This window comes from Rossellomorea sp. LjRoot5 (genome assembly GCF_964253455.1).
Taxonomy (GTDB): domain Bacteria; phylum Bacillota; class Bacilli; order Bacillales; family Bacillaceae_B; genus Rossellomorea.
Genome location: NZ_CAXUQN020000001.1, coordinates 1627921 through 1645746, shown reverse-complemented (window position 1 = coordinate 1645746; position 17826 = coordinate 1627921). Strand labels below are relative to the sequence as shown.

Genomic DNA, 17826 nt, shown 5'->3' with positions numbered 1-17826 from the left:
AAGGGGCCTTTCTTTTTTTACATATACGTAAATGGGTTCGTTTCAGCTTTCGAAGCGAAGATATTCACAATATACCCTTTTTCCGAGCATCTTTTGGCTAAATGAGCGGCTACTCCCTCTTTCATCACTTTTTCAATGTGATGACCTGCATCCACAACATTGAGCCCCATCATCATGGCGTCATGGGCCGTGTGATAATAGATATCACCGGAAACGAATACATCGGCACCCTGTCTCTTGGCTTTTCCGATGAACTTATTTCCATCTCCACCGAGTACCGCCACTTTCTTCACCTTTGCTTCCCCGTCCCCAATCAACCTGATTCCATCCATGCCTATTGTTTTCTTCACAAATAGTGCAAAGTCCTTCAGGCTCATTTCCTCTGCTAAATATCCTATCCTGCCCAGTCCAAGGGCTTTAGACCCATTTTCCAGGGAGTAGATATCATAAGCGATCTCTTCATATGGATGATGGGTAAACATCGCTTTCAATACTTTTTTCTCCAGGGAAACAGGATAAACCGTCTCCACCTTTTCTTCTATAACCTCTTCAAGGGCGCCTTGCTTTCCTATATGGGGATCGGTTCCCTCCCCGGGTAGAAATCTCCCCTGTCCCTCGGAGGAGAAGCTGCAATGGGAATAATTCCCGATATGTCCGGCGCCGGCTTTCCCTAATGCCTCCCTCAGTTCCCCTGCATGTTCTTTGGGCACATATACAGCCAATTTACGAATTTCTTCCTGATAGGTAGGCACAAGGACAGAAGGGTCCTGTAACTGGAGCTTTGCAGCGAGCATATCATTCACACCGCCTGATGCCACATCCAGATTGGTATGGGCAGCATATACGGCTATATCATGTTTGATCAGCTTTTCAATCATTCTTCCCTGATACGAATCAGTTTGCAAAGATTTCAGGGGACGAAATAACGGGGGATGATGGGCAATGATCAACTTGACATTATTCTTGATCGCTTCATCCACGACATTTTCCAACACGTCCAAGGTGATCATGACATTTTCAACCTTCTCATTCAACTTACCGATTTGAAGTCCGATGGGATCTCCGCTTTCAGCCAGATATTTTGGGGAGAACTCCTCAAAAAGCTGAATTATTTCATGGCCGTTCACTGTTTTCATGAGATAAGGACCTCCTCAACCATTTTGATTTTATGCAGAAGCTCATTTTTACGTACTTCCAGCGCTTCAGTCTGCTCTGCCTTTTCCATGTTATTCACGATATTCTTCCACTGACGGAGTTCCTGATTCCATTTTTTAATGAATGCATCGTTTCGATCCTTCATCAAGAACGGCCCGAGCAGTAACTCTTTTTCACGTTCTTCGGAGTAGTGGGTATGTGGATTTCCTTTTTCTGCTATTAAAATTTCATATAGCTTATCATCTTCTTCAAGAATTTCCTCGCCTATCAGATCCCATTCATTATCCATCAGCCACGTCCTGATTGATTTCGCACTCACGTTGGGCTGGAGGATCAATCTGGGTCCGCCTGTCAGTTTGTCCTTGCCTGCTTCCAAAATCGATGCTATCAATGCACCACCCATTCCCGCAATCGTAATACAATTGACTTCACCGGGAGAGATGACTTCTAAACCATTGCCTAACCTGACTTCTACCTCCCGGGTCAATCCGGCATCTTCCACTTGTTTTTTCGCAGAAAGGTAAGGGCCTTTTACCACCTCACCGGCGATCGCAGAAGAAGCGATACCTTTATTGACTGCATAGCAAGGAAGGTAGGCATGATCTGAACCGATATCGGCAATTTTAGATTGTTCCGGTATGTATGAAACAACTGTTTCAAGTCGTTTTGATAATTGTTGAATATTCATTTGTTCACCTTTACTCACTTTTATTGGTCCTGCTTATCTGATACTCATTCTAACCAACTTTTCCATATAAAAAAAGTTCTTTGCCCAAAGACAAAGAACCTTTTTTATTCATTGATTATTTAAGTGATTTGATCCAGTCTGCCATTGCATCAAGATTTTCATCTGCTACAAGACCAGCAGGCATGATCCCTCCACCATTTTTGATTCTATCTTTGATCTCGTCTTTTGACAGCTTCGTTCCTTTAAGAGCAGGACCCGCGCCACCTTCATAGTTCCCACCATGACAAGATACACAAGACTCCTTGTACTTAGCTTCCGGATCGAACTCCCCGCTTGAAGCTTTTTCGCCTTCTTTGCCAGCAGTCTCACCATGCTTTTCTTCCTTCGCTTTTTCATCGGCATTGTTAAGGCCTTCAATCGATAAGAAGAAAACAAGACCAATTCCAAGAGCCATGATCAGTACGAATGGAATGATTGGATTACGATTCATGATTTTAACCTCCTTTATGTACAACATCCAAAAATTAGTGCTCTTTTCAACACTTTATATTTTACTGTAAAAACCGACAAAGTAAAAGTACTATCAATTAACTTTTCCATCTTTCTCACAAATTAGACACATTTCCTTCTTTTTTCCTGTTTCCATCTTCAATTTCTTCTCACGTATCCCTTAACAAACAGGTGAGCTCTATCAGCCCCCAGTGGACCGATAGAGCTCACTCCTCCCTATATGGGAGTTAGCTCCTATTGGCAGCCGATCAACCTTGATATAACCATTCTCTGCACCTCTGATGTGCCTTCTCCAATTTCAAGGAGTTTCGCGTCACGTAAGTATCGCTCAACATGATACTCTTTCATGTAACCGTATCCGCCATGGATCTGAATGGCTTCGTCGGCTACTTCCATACTGATCTCCGAAGCGTAAAGCTTACACATTGAAGCCTCTTTAGAAAATGGTCTTCCCTGATCTTTCAACCAGGCTGCTTTATGGACCATGTTCCTTGCGAGCTCGATCTTCATTGCCATGTCAGCCAGCTTAAATTGTGTAACTTGAAATTGAGATAACGTTTTACCGAATTGTTTTCTTTCTTTCGAATATTGAAGAGCCTTGTCAAAAGCAGCCTGAGCCACACCGACAGCCATTGCCCCGATTCCGATTCTGCCCCCGTCAAGAGTGACAAGGAACTGCTTGAATCCTTCCCCCTGCTTCCCTAAAAGGTTTTCCTTCGGGACTTCCACGTCCTCAAGGACCAGCTCAGTTGTATTGGAGGAATGAAGGCCCATTTTTTCATAATTATCGATGACCGTAAAACCTTTGGCTTTAGTAGGAACGATGATGGCACTAATTTCTTTATGCCCGTTGTTCCTGCCTGTAATCGCCGTTAACGCGAGATGATTCGCATAACTTGCATTGGTGATATAACACTTATTCCCATTAATGACCCATTTATCCCCTTTATCTTCAGCAGTGGTCTGGGTTCCACCCGCATCTGAACCGGCATTGGGTTCAGTCAGGCCGAAAGCTCCAAATGATTCCCCTGTACAGATCGGCGTTAAGTATTCCTGTTTCTGCTCGTGTGTACCAAATAAATTGACCGGGGCGCCTCCCAGTGAAATATGGGCGGAGTACGTAATCCCTGTTGAAGCACATGCACGGCTGAGTTCTTCTGTTACGATGGCAAAGCTTACTGTATCCGCTCCGGCTCCACCATAGTCCTCCGGAAAGGGAAGTCCCATCATCCCCAGATCAGAAAGTTTCTTGAAAACTTCTTTTGGGAATTCCTTTGTGCGGTCACGGTCCAACGCACCGGGCGCCACTTCTTCTTCAGCGAATTCCCTGATCGTTTTCTTAATCATTGCTTGCTCTTGTGTTAAGTCGAAATTCATCATTATCCCCCTTGTCTAACTTTGATGACTGAAAGCCACAGACTTCTACAATACAGATAGCGCTTTCAAGCATAGTCATACGAATCTATGAATTCGCTCTCATTCCTATTATAAGAGGGGATCGTGAATTTTCTCAACTTTAAAAAACTTTTAAATTTTCAGAAGTTATAGTAATATATAAATTCCTACAAGCGCCGCTCCCACCGATCCTGCCAGCGTGAAATAATTCAGCCTCCACTTCACCCCTGCACCTATCCAAATCAAACAGTTCATAAATAAGGTTATGTATAATCGCGAAGTGTTGCCTGCAAAGATCTTCTCCGTTATTTCTATGGATGAAAGAAGCAGGATGCACGCAGCTGCCGTATAGAGAAGTAAAGGTGAGAATTGTTTCTTAGTATAATAAATTCCTACCCCCATTAATAATCCGACAAAACTTGCCAAAATCGCTGTTTGCAAAACGATTGACAATTCAGTAAAATAAATGACAAATAATGAAATTACTAACGTAGAAATGGAAATAAGGAATTCGTTTAGGAAGGTCTTTTTCTGTGGTTCCGCTGATTGATTGTCATCGATCCCTGCTCCTTCCGTATATAGTGCAAGAAGATAGTCACAATATTGTTCAGGAAGCATCTTCGTTTGCTTCCACAGAAGAATTTCATGGATAATGGTCTCTGTTTTTGAATCCTTTATTCTGGTCACTTTTGTCACACCTTTTGTAGTTGCATCCTTTAGCTCTATTCGGCAACAATCAGGAAAAACCCTTTAAATTGGACAAAAAAACTGCCTCTAAGCACAATAGAGGCAGTAAAGAGCGATTCTATTCCAGAAAGTCTTTCAATCGTTTGCTTCTGCTAGGATGGCGCAGTTTCCGAAGGGCTTTCGCTTCGATTTGACGAATACGTTCCCGGGTAACACCGAACACTTTACCCACTTCTTCCAATGTACGGGTTCTGCCATCATCCAGACCAAAACGTAACCGCAGAACATTTTCTTCCCGGTCTGTAAGAGTATCCAGGACATCTTCAAGCTGTTCTTTCAACAGTTCGTAAGCTGCATGTTCCGAAGGGGATTGAGCTTCTGCATCCTCAATGAAGTCCCCGAGATGAGAATCATCTTCTTCACCAATCGGTGTTTCAAGGGATACTGGTTCTTGAGCGATCTTGAGAATTTCACGAACCTTTTCAGGAGTCAGATCCATTTCTTCAGCAATTTCTTCCGGTGCAGGTTCACGGCCCAGGTCTTGAAGTAACTGTCTTTGTACGCGAATCAGCTTGTTAATGGTCTCAACCATATGAACCGGAATACGTATCGTTCTTGCCTGGTCAGCAATGGCACGGGTGATGGCTTGTCGAATCCACCAAGTCGCATACGTACTGAATTTGTACCCTTTCCGGTAATCAAACTTTTCCACCGCTTTAATAAGGCCCATGTTTCCTTCTTGGATAAGATCTAAAAATAGCATTCCGCGGCCAACATAGCGTTTTGCAATACTGACAACGAGTCTAAGGTTCGCTTCGGCCAGACGTCGCTTCGCTTCCTCATCACCATCTTCAATTCGCTTGGCAAGACTGATCTCTTCCTCTGCAGAAAGTAAATCGACTCTCCCAATTTCTTTCAGGTACATACGTACAGGATCATTTATCTTAACCCCGGGAGGAACACTTAAATCATTCAGATTGAACTCTTCTTCCTCTTCCTTCTCTAACTCCGTGGCACCTGGATCATCATCTTCGTCACTTTCATTAACGATTTCCACACCCTGTTCACCTAAGTGTTCATAGAATTCGTCCATTTGATCGGAATCCAATTCGAAGCCGGATAATTTATCCGCAATATCTTCGTATGTGAGGACTCCTCTTTTCTTACCTTGGTTTACTAAAAATTCTTTCACCTGATCAACTGTTAATTCTGACGCTATTTGTTTGGAACGCGCTGACTTTTCAGCCATTTGTTCCCCTCCTTCCAACTTCCTTACAAAACTTTATAGAGACTTACGCAGCTGTAAGATTTCCATTGCTATTTGGGCTTCCTGCCTGTAATCCTTTAGTCTTTCCGCTTCTTTTCTTTCCACTTCTTTTTCTTTTATTCTCAACATCTTTTGATGTTTTAACACCTGGTTAACGTAATCTGTCAATTCCTGATCCGTACTTTCCTCGCTAATGGACATCATTTCGATATCCGTCACGATCCTTCTGAGCCTTTCATCGGGAAGATATCCGATAAACGAACTGGCACTTGGAGGCAGACCTTCTTCATAATAACCCAATAAATAAGTAATAATAGCCTGATGCTCATCAATATTGAGGTTCGTGCCTGCAAGCCACTCCTGAATCTTATAAGCGATATTCGGATCCTTCAGCATGTAAGCAATCAATCTTCGCTCAGCGGTTTGGTATGCAGGCAGCAGCCTGGACTGTGTGGGCTGTTTGAAATTCCCTGGCATACCGACCTGTTTAGGTGGTTTAGCAACGCGGTTTTCCGGACCTTGCAATTCAGATAGCTGTTGTTGAAGAGCCTCTAACGATAGTTCAAACTCATCTGCCAGGTATCTTAAATAATAATCCTTTTCAACCGCTTTACTTAATTGAGTAATTTCCTTAAGTATGTCTTCTATATACTTAAGCCGATCTCCTTCATCATTTAAGTTTTTATTCAGTTTATAATACCGAAGCTTAAACGCCATGAACGTCAAACTTGCCCCTATTACATCCTGTTGAAATCTTTCTGGACCATATTTGGTGATGTAGTCATCAGGGTCTAATTGTTCAGGTATCACGGCTACGCGTATGTCCAACTGATGCTTATGAAGAAGCTTCCCGGCTCTGAATGCGGCTTCCACTCCGGCAGAGTCACCATCGTAACAAATGATAATGGAATCCGTTAATCGCTTTAACAGGCCTATTTGCTGTTCCGTCAAAGAAGTACCCATGGTGGCTACCCCGTTTTCAACCCCGGCTTCGCTTGATGAAATAACATCTGCGAACCCTTCAAATAATATCGCCTGCTGTTTCCTTCTAATCATGGATCGTGCATCATGATAATGATAAAGGATGCTGCTTTTATTAAAGATCTTCGTTTCAGGACTATTTAAGTATTTAGGCTGGTCATCCGCATCGATCGTCCTGCCAGAAAATGCAACAGTATTCCCTTTTGTATCCACAATCGGAAACATGATTCTTCCCCTGAAGCGATCGAGGAAGGAATCGTCCCTTTCCCTTCTCACGAGTAAACCCGCGGCTTCCATCAGTTCGAGGGAGTAACCTCTCTTTTCCAAGAACTTGACCGTGAAATCCCAACTTGGGAGCGACCATCCAATCTGGAATTTCGTGATGCTTTCCGTTGTAAAGCCCCTTGCAAGTAGATATTCCAATGCTTCCTGACCTTCCTTTGTATTCAGAAGGAGATGATGGTAAAATTTACTTAATAAGCTGTGAGCTTCCATCATTTGCTTCTCATCCTCTTGAGGAGGAAGCGGTTGATCCGAAGAAGGGGTTTGGATGGAAATTTCTTCGCCGACTCTTGATCCCAGCTTTTGAGCCGCTTCAAGGAAGTTGAGGCCGTCTACATCCATGAGAAACGTAAATGCATTTCCTCCTGCACCACATCCAAAGCAATGAAAAATTTGCTTGTCGGGAGAAACAGAAAAAGATGGAGTATTTTCTCCATGGAACGGACATAAACCAAAATAATTTCTGCCCTGCTTTTTCAGTTGTACATAATCACTGACAACATCGACAATATCGGTTGACGTTAAAATTTTATTTAACTTATCTTCAGGGATTCTTTCAGACATACTCTATCACCTGTTTTTATTTACCCTCTTAATCCATTCTGTACTTATTACGATTCTCCTGCAATTTCCGACAAGATTTTATCGAAGGACGTACAAAATGTTTCTCTGTCTTCATTTGTAAAAGGCTTGGGACCTTTACCATAGTTGCCTCTCCTGCGTTCTTTGGCTGCGACATACCGATAATCGAGTGCCGTGACAATACTCTCTTCCCTGTAGGCTTTTCCCCTGGGAGAGATGGCATAAACTTTTTTCGGTAATACCAGACTTGCAAGCCCTATGTCCTGTGTCACCAGGACATCTCCTGCCTTTACATGATTCATGATGTATAAGTCTGCCGCTTCTTTCGAACTATCCACATATACCCATTCACCTTCATCAGGTGTGTTCTTCCTGTGGGCATGGGAAGCAACAAAAATGATTTTAAAGCCATAACCTCTTGTTATTTTAATAATTTCCTGTTTTACCGGACAGGCATCCGCATCTACATATACGGTAGGGTTATGTTCGCTATTACTAACTATTCTACATCACTCCGTATTATCCTTCTCTCTTTTTAGAACTTTCCCAGAGATTTGATTAAAATTGTCGAATTTTAACTCAGATGAGACTTGACATATCACAATAATTAGTTTATTCCTTAAGAGTTTAGTCTAAACCTATTTTAAATATTTTTATCACAATTTTTTATTATAGTATAATCGGACAAGTTTGACCACTATTAAAACTTAATTCCTTTAGGTTTTTGTTTATGCTTTGAAATTCATCAAACTTTGTTTACAAAAAAGCGAGTGGTGGTTGATTTCCGCTCCAGGTGCTCGCTTTCCGCGGGGCTGGCGGTGAGCCTCCTCGGCTGCAAGTGGTGCCCTACCCTTGTCCAGCTCCGGCGGCTAGCCCCTCGAGGTCATAAGCTAAATGGTCCAAGAAGGCAAAAAACGCCTTCCCGGCCCATTCATCTTATGCTTGTCGGGGCTGAGCAAGCCGCCTCCGCTTTTCGTTGTTTCCCGCAGGAGTCGAGCACCTTCCGCTCCAATCAACTTTCAAAGGATAGTTTTTCACTAAAACTAAACAGATTGTCAATTTAATCAACCCATCATTCTCCAATTGCAGAAAATATCGATTTTAAATATTGCTAATAGTTCTGGTTTATGAAAATGGCCTAAATAAAAGATGATTCCTCCGTTTTTTAGGGGGAATCATCTTTTTATGTACACGGTCATTCGAATGACCGCCGATCAATCGTTGGCTTTTTGGTAAATATTTGTGATGACATTGGCTGTTTCTTCGACGGCTTTGTTGGTTACGTCGATGACGTGACAGCCGATGCGGTCCGTTATTTTTTCAAAATACTTCAGTTCGTCTTCTATACGTTTTATATTCGCGTAGCTTGCCTGATCGTTCAGACCGAGAGACTTTAATCTTTCCCTGCGGATCGTATTCAGCTTCTCCGGGCTGATTTTTAATCCGAAGCATTTCTTGGGTGAAACCATAAATAATTCTTCAGGGGGATCTACTTCCGGTACAAGTGGAACATTCGCCACTTTGATCCTTTTCAGTGCAAGGTATTGCGACAGAGGTGTTTTTGACGTCCTGGACACCCCGACAAGAACAATATCCGCCCTGAGTATGCCCCTCGGGTCACGCCCATCATCGTATTTGACGGCAAATTCAATGGCTTCCACCTTCTTGAAGTAGTCGTCATCAAGCTTTCTGACAGTCCCTGGTTCAAACAACGGTTCCCTTTGGTAGGAAGATTGAAATTTGTCCATTAATGGACCGATGATATCAAATGCATAGAGCTCTTCCTTTTCAGATTGTTCTTTAATGTAAGCACGCATATCCGGCTTTACAAGGGTGTACACAATCAACCCCTGATTGAGCTTTGCCAAGGAAATCACTTCATCGATATGTTCGGTGTCCTCTATATACGGAAAGCGTTTAATGACCGTATTGGAACCATTGAATTGGCTAATCGCCGCTTTTGTGACTAATTCTGCAGTCTCACCGACCGAGTCGGATACTACATAGATGATCGGTTCTTTCACGATCGTTCACCACCTTCTAATATTCATCTGCCAACGCAACAAATGCTTTTGTTATATTGGTCTTCGTAATCCTGCCGATGACTTCTAAATCACCATTTTCGGTCTTTTTAATCACGGGGACAGAGTCGATTTGCTTATGAATCAAGTCCTTCGCCACACCGATCAGCTGGTCATCTTTTTCACAAACCGTGATATTGGGCATCCTTGTCATAATAATATTCACCGGCAATGTACTGAGTTCCTGCTTACCGATACTCGCTCTCAAAAGATCTTTACGGGACAGGACACCCACTAAGTATGTATTGGCGTCCACTACAAACAATGTTCCCACATCTTCCAGAAACATCGTTACGATGGCATCATACACGGAAACATTTTCATTCACCACAACCGGAATCGATTGATAATCCTTGACGAATATTTTGTTCAGGTTCTCCGTCAACAGCTGTGTCCCTGTTTTCCCTGTATAGAAATACCCTACCCTCGGACGGGCATCCAAGTAACCTGCCATGGTCAGGATGGCAAGATCGGGTCTTAGAGTCGCCCTGGTTAAATTTAATTGATCCGCAATATGTTCACCAGTGATAGGTCCGTTGTCTTTCACTATTTGCAGAATACGTTCTTGACGCTTATTAAGTTCGATTGTTACTCACCACCTAACGGTTTAACAATTTATGTTATACTTTATATTAAATATTATATACTATTTAACCAAAATGAAAAGAGCATATTATCATCCATTCGTGACAACCTATAGCTGAAATTCACTTTACAAAGAGTATCTTCTTTTGAACAAAACTTCAAATCTTTTCTCTTCTCAAAATCATTAGTTGTTTTTATTTCTTTATCATGGTAAAATGTCTTCATCTTATAACCAATAAGGCTATGATGGATCAATAATCCTTGCTAACTGATAAGCGACTGGGGACAGTGAAAGCCCAGATGGCATGGAGACGGCAATCCGGAGCTAATTACCGTTTTTAAAGTGGGTATACATTTATGTATATCAACTAGGGTGGAACCGCGAGTAACAAGCTCGTCCCTAGGCCTCAAGCGCCTAAGGACGAGCTTTTTTATTTACATAAATAATGAAAAGGAGTGACTTATATGTCAATGGAACAAGTAGTCAACTTAGCAAAGCACAGAGGGTTTGTTTTCCCCGGTTCAGAAATATATGGAGGACTTGCGAACACATGGGATTACGGCCCGCTTGGTGTAGAGTTGAAAAACAATATTAAAAAAGCATGGTGGAAAAAATTTGTACAGGAGTCCCCTTATAATGTGGGCCTTGATGCAAGTATCCTGATGAATCCGCAAACATGGGTAGCTTCCGGGCACGTTGGAAACTTCAATGATCCGATGATCGACTGTAAGCAATGTAAGACACGCCACCGTGCAGACAAAATCATCGAAAACGCCTTGGAAGCAAAAGGTATCGAGATGATCGTCGACGGTCTTTCATTCGAGAAAATGGAAGAAATCATCAAAGAGCATGATATTGCGTGTCCTGATTGCGGAAGCCACGATTTCACGGATATCCGCCAATTTGATCTTATGTTCAAAACGCATCAGGGAGTTACGGAATCTTCTACAAATGAAATTTATTTACGTCCCGAAACAGCACAGGGGATCTTTGTAAACTTCAAAAACGTTCAGCGATCCATGCGTAAGAAAATGCCTTTTGGTATTGCGCAAGTAGGTAAAAGCTTCCGAAATGAAATCACTCCTGGTAATTTCACATTCAGAACCCGTGAATTCGAACAGATGGAGCTGGAATTCTTCTGCAAACCTGGTGAAGACCTTGAGTGGTTCTCGTACTGGCGCGAATTCTGTAAAAACTGGTTACTGAATCTTGGAATGAGCGAAGACAATATGAGACTGCGTGATCATGATCAAGATGAATTATCCCATTACAGCAACGCGACAACGGATATCGAATACAAATTCCCGTTTGGCTGGGGTGAGCTTTGGGGTGTGGCAGATCGTACAGACTTCGACCTGAAGCGTCATATGGAACATTCAAATGAGGACTTCCACTATATGGATCCACAAACGAATGAAAAATATGTACCATACTGCATCGAGCCTTCCCTTGGGGCTGATCGGGTAACCCTTGCATTCCTATGCGATGCGTTCGAAGAAGAAGAACTCGAGAACGATTCACGTACCGTATTACGTTTTCACCCTGCACTGGCTCCGTTCAAAGCGGCTGTCCTGCCACTTTCGAAAAAGCTTTCCGATGACGCATTCAAAGTGTACGAAGAGCTTTCTCAAGATCTTATGATCGACTTCGACGAAACGGCATCCATCGGGAAACGTTACCGCCGCCAGGACGAAATCGGTACACCATTCTGTATCACATTTGACTTTGACTCTGTAGAAGACGGCCAAGTAACCGTACGTGACCGTGACACAATGGATCAAGTAAGAATGCCAATCAGTGAAGTGAAATCATTCTTGCAGGAGAAAATTAAATTCTAAAATTTTTTAAAAAAATCAGGCCCATTCACAAATGTGAATGGGCCTTTCTATATCACAAGCAGCATCTATAAAACTAGAATAAGTCCTTAAGGTTATCCATTTGGTCAAGAAACCTCCTGGATTTTAATGTCAGACCAGAGTTTTCATCGTAATAAGTCCTGATTACCCGCTTCAACTGACTTTTCGTTTCATCTTTCACCGATATATTTCCCAATCGATTGAGGTCGAAATAGTAAAATACCCTGAGAAGCTTCACAGTGCTTTGTGAGATCGGTAAATGATGTGGGTCTTCACTTAAACAGCGATGACAGATGAATCCATTTTCTTTAAAGGAAAAAGCGAATTCACCATCGGTCTCCCCACATACAGCACATCCATTCAAGTGAGGATACAACCCCATTACAGGGAGCATCTTCATTTCAAAAATATGCATCAGGATTTCCGGGTCATAGTCTTCATTCAAGTAGTGAAGAGTCTTGTAAAGCAATTCAAACAGGAAGGGGTTCGGCTTTCGGTCCTCCGTCGCTTTATCAAGGAGGTCCACGATGTAAGTAGCGTAAGCTGTCTTAAACAGATCCTCCCTCACATGCCTCAGGGACTCTGCCATCTCTCCCTGTTGAAGGGTACCCAGCCCACTTCCTTTAATAAAAAGGAAATAACCATATGTAAACAATTGTGAAATGGCGGATAGACGGCTATTAGGTTTCTTTGCCCCTCTAGCCATCAATCCAATCTTTCCGAATTCCCGTGTATATATGGTAACAATTTTGTTCGACTCACCGTAATGGTTGGTTCGAATGACAATTCCTTCACACTTCTGCAGCATTTAGCCACCTCCCGATCTCTACTTTCCCGGGTGATGACAAACTTATCACGTTAAAGGAAAATCTACTTCCGCTGTTTCTTCTTCAAAGCTGTAAGGATCTTCAAATGATTCCTTTTCAAGCTCCTTAAAAAGGAGATAGGTGTCTATACTTCCTGTCTGCGAAAAAAATTTCCATGTTAAGTCTAACATAAAAAACCCACCTTTCTGGATTTAAACTAGCAAGACTTCATAAGCTTTCTTGTGATTAGAATGAGCATTTTCTCTCTAAAACATGTGGCCTAAATATTGTTAATTATCAATATTCGTCGTCGCTGAAGCCAAAGTCACGGAGGTTTGCAGATCGGTTACGCCAATCCTTCTGTACCTTCACCCATATTTCGAGGTAAACCTTTGATCCCAACAGGTTCTCAATATCTAAACGCGAGCGCTTTCCGACTTCTTTGAGCATGGAACCCTGCTTGCCGATGACAATCCCCTTTTGGGAATCTCTCTCTACAATGATGGTGGCGATGACGTCAATGAGGTCCTTTTCTTCTTTTCTCTCCATCTTGTCGATCACGACTGCGATACTGTGCGGAATCTCTTCCCGTGTCAGGTGCAGAACCTTTTCCCGGATCAGTTCTGATACGATAAAACGTTCTGGATGATCGGTAATCTGATCTGCAGGATAAAATTGAGGCCCTTCCGGTAGTTGATCCTTCAGTAAATGCAGCAGCTGGTCCACGTTGTTTCCTTCGAGTGCTGAAATCGGGACAGTCGCCGCAAACGGGAACAGGTCATTGTATTGTTTAATCATAGGCAGTAAGGCGTCTGGATGGATCTGGTCAATCTTATTAAGAATGAGGTAGACCGGTGTCTTTACACCTTTCAACTTCTCTATGATGAAGTGATCTCCTTTTCCCAATCCTTCTTCGACGTTCACCATGAATAATATGACGTCCACTTCTTTTAAAGTGTTCTGAGCAATCTTCATCATGAAGTCTCCCAGTTTATGTTTCGGTTTGTGAATTCCAGGAGTGTCGATGAATATCATCTGGGCATCATCTGTCGTATAAACTCCTTGGACTTTGTTGCGTGTCGTCTGGGGCTTATCACTCATAATGGCAATCTTTTGACCGATGACCCGGTTCAGAAAAGTGGATTTCCCTACATTAGGTCTTCCAATGATGGAGATAAAGCCTGATTTGTATTCGGTGTTACTGATATTATTACTCATTTAGATCCTCCGGTGAAAAAGCTCCTGGTAATAGTTCTGCTACGGTTAATTCTTCTACATCGCCCGACAGGTTCGTCAATACGACTTTCATTTCTTTCGGGCAAAGTTCTGAAATGACTTGCCGGCATGCCCCGCATGGTGGAACAGGTCTTGCCGTGTCGGCCACAACCGCAATCATCGAATAGTCTGTATCGCCTTCTGAGTACGCCTTGAATAACGCAGTCCGTTCAGCACAGTTACACATGCTGTACGCTGCATTTTCAATATTGCATCCGTGATAGACCTTACCGTCCTTTGACAGAAGTGCCGCTCCCACCTTGAATTTACTATAGGGTACGTATGCTTTTTCCCTCGCTAGTTTAGCTTCTTGTATCAATTGTTCTGCATTCATTGATTTAACTCTCCTTTTAACCCTTACACATTCATTTTACTACAATTTTCATAAAAGAAAATGGGCTGTTATCATTTTGTAATAAAATAGTTAGATAATTCAAACTATTTATCAATTTTGTTCTTTGCTCCACTTATTCTATACAAGTATAAGAACGTTTTCAAATGAATTAAAGGCTGCAGGGAAGAAATCGCTTATTTTCTTCCCTGCAGCCTTTATTTTGCGGTCTTACAATGCTTTTTTTCAGATCAGGGAATCAGTTCCAAAAGCTTTGGAAGAAAGATGATGGTTCCTACGATCGCAGTACAGATTGCGAAGAGAAGAACCGAAGCTGAAGCCAGATCCTTCGCAGCCTTCGCAAGAGGATGATACCCTTCTATGGTAAGATCGACCGCCTTTTCAATGGCTGTATTCATCGTTTCAAGAGCAAGCACGGAAAAGACAAGGATGATCAGTATGACCCATTCCATGGCGGATACAGAGAGCAGGTAAGCAAGGAGGAAAACGACAATCCCTGCGAAAGAATGAATTCTGAAGTTCTGTTCCGTCGCCCAGACAGACTTCATTCCTTCCGCTGCATATCCAAAGGATTTTAAGAACCGGAATAAGCCGAATTTAGTCTCTTTTGAGTCCATATTCATCTAAAATGTCCTTTTGTCTCGTGAACATCTTCTTTTCCTCTTCTTCTTCCATATGATCGTACCCTAATAAATGAAGGAAGCCATGAAGGGCAAGAAAACCAAGTTCACGGGATACGGAATGGTTGTATTCTTCCGCCTGTTCTTTAGTTCGGTCAATGGAAATGATGATATCCCCGAGAACGCGGGGAATCCCTGCCCCTATGATTTCCACCTCATCCTCCCCCAGCTCTTCAAGGGCAAATGAAATCACATCCGTGGGCTGATCCTTTGCCCGGTATTCCCGGTTGATTTCCTGGATTCGGTCGTTGGTCACAAAGGTCACGGACACTTCGCTTTCATCCTCGATTCCCTCTTGTTCTGCAGCAAAGTTCAGGATATTTTGAACCAGCTGTGTCTGTTCCTCGGATACGGTTTCTGTTTCGTCAATAAAGTCGATTAATAAAGTCATGCCTATTCTCCTTTTGCTTGAAGTTCGGGGTACTCGATCCGTGGATGGAAGATTCCATTCAACGTTTCACATAGAGACCTCTTTACTGTCTCTAATTGCTTTAATGAAATATCACATTCGTTAAACTGCCCGTCCTGGAGGCGGTCTTGTACAATCGAATGGACAAGCTTTTGAATTTCTTCCTGGGTTGGTGATTTCTTCGACCTGACAGCCGCTTCTACACTATCCGCAATGCTGATGACAGCCGCTTCCCTCGTCTGAGGTTTAGGACCCGGATAGCGGTATTCTTCTTCCTTAACATCTTTCCCTTGTTCTTTTGCCTTATAATAGAAAAATTTCAACAGTGTCGTACCGTGATGCTGCTCGGCGATGTCGACGATTTCCTTTGGCAATTTATGTTTCCGGAGCATCCGGGCTCCATCTGAAGCATGACTAATAATAACATCCCGGCTTGTTTCAGGCGAGACCCGGTCATGGGGATTGCCCATATTCAGCTGATTTTCAATAAAGAAATGCGGACGTTTGGACTTCCCTACATCATGATAGTAGCATCCGACCCTGGCGAGTAACCCGTTGGCCCCGATGGCTTCACACGCGGCTTCCGCAAGGTTCGCCACCATGACACTGTGATGATAGGTCCCCGGCGCATCAGTCAACAGTTTCTTCAATAACGGTTGTGTAGGACTTGAAAGCTCGACCAGTCTCATGGATGAAAGAATCCCGAATCCCGCTTCAAAAAACGGGAGGAAACCGATCGTGAGGATAGAAGACATGATACCCGATACCAAGGCAAACACTATATAATACACATATTCGCTATTCGAATAGGAAGTACCGCTTAATAGGATTAAAAATCCAAGGATCAGGATATTGACAAGTGCTACGTAAATCCCAGCCCTTAAAATATTCGATCGCTGATTTCGGCTTACAAGGAAAAGAATTCCTGATACACCACTGAATAACGTATAAATCGCAATTTCGATATCGATGGATCCGGAGAACTGCTGGTGAAACACGATACTCGAGCAGGCAGAAAGGATGAAAACCATCATCATGGCAATCCGTTCATTCAGTAGGATCCTCAATATCATACCCGTGAACGCCGCCGGGAATATGAAGGCAATATCATTGATTTCCAGCTGCTCCATCAGTCCTACGATCTTCATGATCAAGAGTGATATGACAAAAACGATACTTGTGAGGATCAAGTAATTTTGCTTTCTTTCCTCGGTGACTTCAAGTGTGTAGAAGAAATAATAGAGTGAACTTATCACAACAAGGACGAAGAGTGCCAGTCCGACATATGGCCTGAAGGAAAATGTGTCCTCAACCATCCCCAGATTCTTCAGGATGCTGTATGTTTTAGGTGTGATCAGCTCCCCGTCTTCAACGATGACGCCACCTTCAATAATTTCAACCTTTTCCACGTTTGCCTCGGCGAGCTTCTTTAACTCATCCGTTTTTTCAGCATCGTAGAATAGCGTCGGCTCAATGGCAACTTTCCCCAGTTTAACGGCAGCGGTGGATAAATCACCATTAAATGAGTAGTTGGTGATCCGTTGTTCCAAATTCAATTTCGCTTCATTTAATTCTTCCTCTTTCACCCCGTTTTCCATGATGATTTTCATTTGTGTGGTAACGATGGTCTCTACACGGGACAAGTCATCTTCTGACGCCTCAAGAAGCGTTTTTAACACGTCATCACTCAGACTGTTGGTGACATTATTATTTTTATCCTTCGGCAATTTAGCTTTCAGAAGCTTTAGCTGATCATTTATATTGGTACTTGGTGGCGGTTTTAAATCTTCCTCTTCCCCCGCCTGCTGTTTCGACTCATTTTTCACTTCATTTACACTTTCCAACAGAGAGTGAATCAATGAAGTAGAGTTATCGATCGCCCCTTCCTTGGGTGTATATACACTTGCCACTTCTGCCTTTGCTTCTTCCTTCTTCTTGGCAGTGGCCTCCTTATCGACGAATTTCTTAGGAGCTCTTATCGTAGTGGGGGCATCTTCATATAAATTAATATCCAGCGTTTTCGGTTTCACATTTCCATACAGGACACCGAAAACAATGATGCCGAGAAGCACAAATAAGAGATTGGTAAATAATCGGTAGCTGAGAAAGCTCCTTATTTTGAGTAGAAATGGGTGAGTTTGCATAAAGAACCCCCTGTTGTGTATAAACAATTTCAGATAGCCATATGTAAAGGCATTTAGTAATTATGTAAAATCATAACAGTTTTTGACTTA

At 42.7% G+C, this 17826-nt stretch carries 18 protein-coding genes; 1 reads left to right on the top strand and 17 read right to left on the bottom strand.

The annotated features are described in order from the left end of the window. Positions 1-17: 17 nt before the first annotated feature. From ACSQ2E_RS08355 to ACSQ2E_RS08310, 10 genes are all read right to left on the bottom strand, one after another. Positions 18-1136, bottom strand: coding sequence for a Nif3-like dinuclear metal center hexameric protein (locus ACSQ2E_RS08355; RefSeq protein WP_435990112.1), 1119 nt, complete (start codon positions 1134-1136; stop codon positions 18-20). Next, entirely contained in the window at positions 1133-1843 is a 711-nt protein-coding gene (locus tag ACSQ2E_RS08350) for a tRNA (adenine(22)-N(1))-methyltransferase (protein ID WP_435994463.1), read from the bottom strand. Before ACSQ2E_RS08350 ends, ACSQ2E_RS08355 begins: the two co-directional genes overlap by 4 nt. A 115-nt stretch (positions 1844-1958) precedes the next feature. After that, positions 1959-2333: a cytochrome c550 gene (cccA, locus tag ACSQ2E_RS08345; protein ID WP_435990111.1), complete on the bottom strand. Its 375-nt coding sequence runs from the start codon at positions 2331-2333 to the stop codon at positions 1959-1961. A gap of 254 nt (positions 2334-2587) precedes the next feature. After that, positions 2588-3730 carry an acyl-CoA dehydrogenase family protein gene (locus tag ACSQ2E_RS08340; RefSeq protein ID WP_435990110.1) on the bottom strand — a complete coding sequence of 381 codons (1143 nt, stop codon included), beginning with the start codon at positions 3728-3730 and terminating at the stop codon, positions 2588-2590. Positions 3731-3895: 165 nt separating this feature from the next. Then, on the bottom strand, positions 3896-4435 hold the full coding sequence (locus tag ACSQ2E_RS08335) for a hypothetical protein (protein ID WP_435990109.1): 540 nt from the start codon (positions 4433-4435) through the stop codon (positions 3896-3898). A gap of 118 nt (positions 4436-4553) precedes the next feature. After that, positions 4554-5684 carry an RNA polymerase sigma factor RpoD gene (rpoD, locus tag ACSQ2E_RS08330; RefSeq protein ID WP_435990108.1) on the bottom strand — a complete coding sequence of 377 codons (1131 nt, stop codon included), beginning with the start codon at positions 5682-5684 and terminating at the stop codon, positions 4554-4556. A 33-nt stretch (positions 5685-5717) separates the two neighbouring features. Continuing rightward, complete coding sequence (gene dnaG / locus ACSQ2E_RS08325) at positions 5718-7529, bottom strand: DNA primase (RefSeq protein WP_435990107.1); 1812 nt, start codon at positions 7527-7529, stop codon at positions 5718-5720. Positions 7530-7576: 47 nt separating this feature from the next. Further along, positions 7577-8050, bottom strand: coding sequence for a YaiI/YqxD family protein (locus ACSQ2E_RS08320; RefSeq protein WP_435994461.1), 474 nt, complete (start codon positions 8048-8050; stop codon positions 7577-7579). Positions 8051-8761: 711 nt separating this feature from the next. Next, positions 8762-9574 (bottom strand): pyruvate, water dikinase regulatory protein, encoded by an 813-nt coding sequence (locus ACSQ2E_RS08315; RefSeq protein ID WP_435994459.1) that lies wholly within the window; start codon positions 9572-9574, stop codon positions 8762-8764. Between the two features lie 13 nt (positions 9575-9587). Beyond that, positions 9588-10214 (bottom strand): helix-turn-helix transcriptional regulator, encoded by a 627-nt coding sequence (locus ACSQ2E_RS08310; RefSeq protein ID WP_435994457.1) that lies wholly within the window; start codon positions 10212-10214, stop codon positions 9588-9590. Between the two features lie 464 nt (positions 10215-10678). On the opposite strand from ACSQ2E_RS08310, the gene ACSQ2E_RS08305 reads away from it, so the two are divergent. Further along, positions 10679-12052 (top strand): glycine--tRNA ligase, encoded by a 1374-nt coding sequence (locus tag ACSQ2E_RS08305; RefSeq protein WP_224519496.1) that lies wholly within the window; start codon positions 10679-10681, stop codon positions 12050-12052. Positions 12053-12125: 73 nt separating this feature from the next. On the opposite strand, the gene recO is transcribed toward ACSQ2E_RS08305, so the two are convergent. The 7 genes from recO to ACSQ2E_RS08270 form a co-directional block, all read right to left on the bottom strand. Beyond that, positions 12126-12878, bottom strand: coding sequence for a DNA repair protein RecO (gene recO / locus ACSQ2E_RS08300; protein ID WP_435990106.1), 753 nt, complete (start codon positions 12876-12878; stop codon positions 12126-12128). Positions 12879-12923: 45 nt separating this feature from the next. Then, positions 12924-13067, bottom strand: coding sequence for a YqzL family protein (locus tag ACSQ2E_RS08295; protein WP_224519495.1), 144 nt, complete (start codon positions 13065-13067; stop codon positions 12924-12926). Positions 13068-13173: 106 nt separating this feature from the next. Beyond that, positions 13174-14094 (bottom strand): GTPase Era, encoded by a 921-nt coding sequence (gene era, locus ACSQ2E_RS08290; protein ID WP_435990105.1) that lies wholly within the window; start codon positions 14092-14094, stop codon positions 13174-13176. Beyond that, positions 14087-14485, bottom strand: coding sequence for a cytidine deaminase (locus tag ACSQ2E_RS08285; RefSeq protein ID WP_435990104.1), 399 nt, complete (start codon positions 14483-14485; stop codon positions 14087-14089). Before ACSQ2E_RS08285 ends, era begins: the two co-directional genes overlap by 8 nt. A 248-nt stretch (positions 14486-14733) precedes the next feature. Beyond that, on the bottom strand, positions 14734-15126 hold the full coding sequence (locus tag ACSQ2E_RS08280; protein ID WP_435990103.1) for a diacylglycerol kinase family protein: 393 nt from the start codon (positions 15124-15126) through the stop codon (positions 14734-14736). Further along, positions 15101-15574, bottom strand: coding sequence for an rRNA maturation RNase YbeY (gene ybeY, locus ACSQ2E_RS08275; protein ID WP_435990102.1), 474 nt, complete (start codon positions 15572-15574; stop codon positions 15101-15103). The genes ACSQ2E_RS08280 and ybeY overlap by 26 nt, the downstream gene beginning before the upstream one ends. Positions 15575-15576: 2 nt before the next feature. Further along, positions 15577-17736 (bottom strand): HD family phosphohydrolase, encoded by a 2160-nt coding sequence (locus tag ACSQ2E_RS08270; RefSeq protein ID WP_435990101.1) that lies wholly within the window; start codon positions 17734-17736, stop codon positions 15577-15579. Positions 17737-17826: the final 90 nt, after the last annotated feature.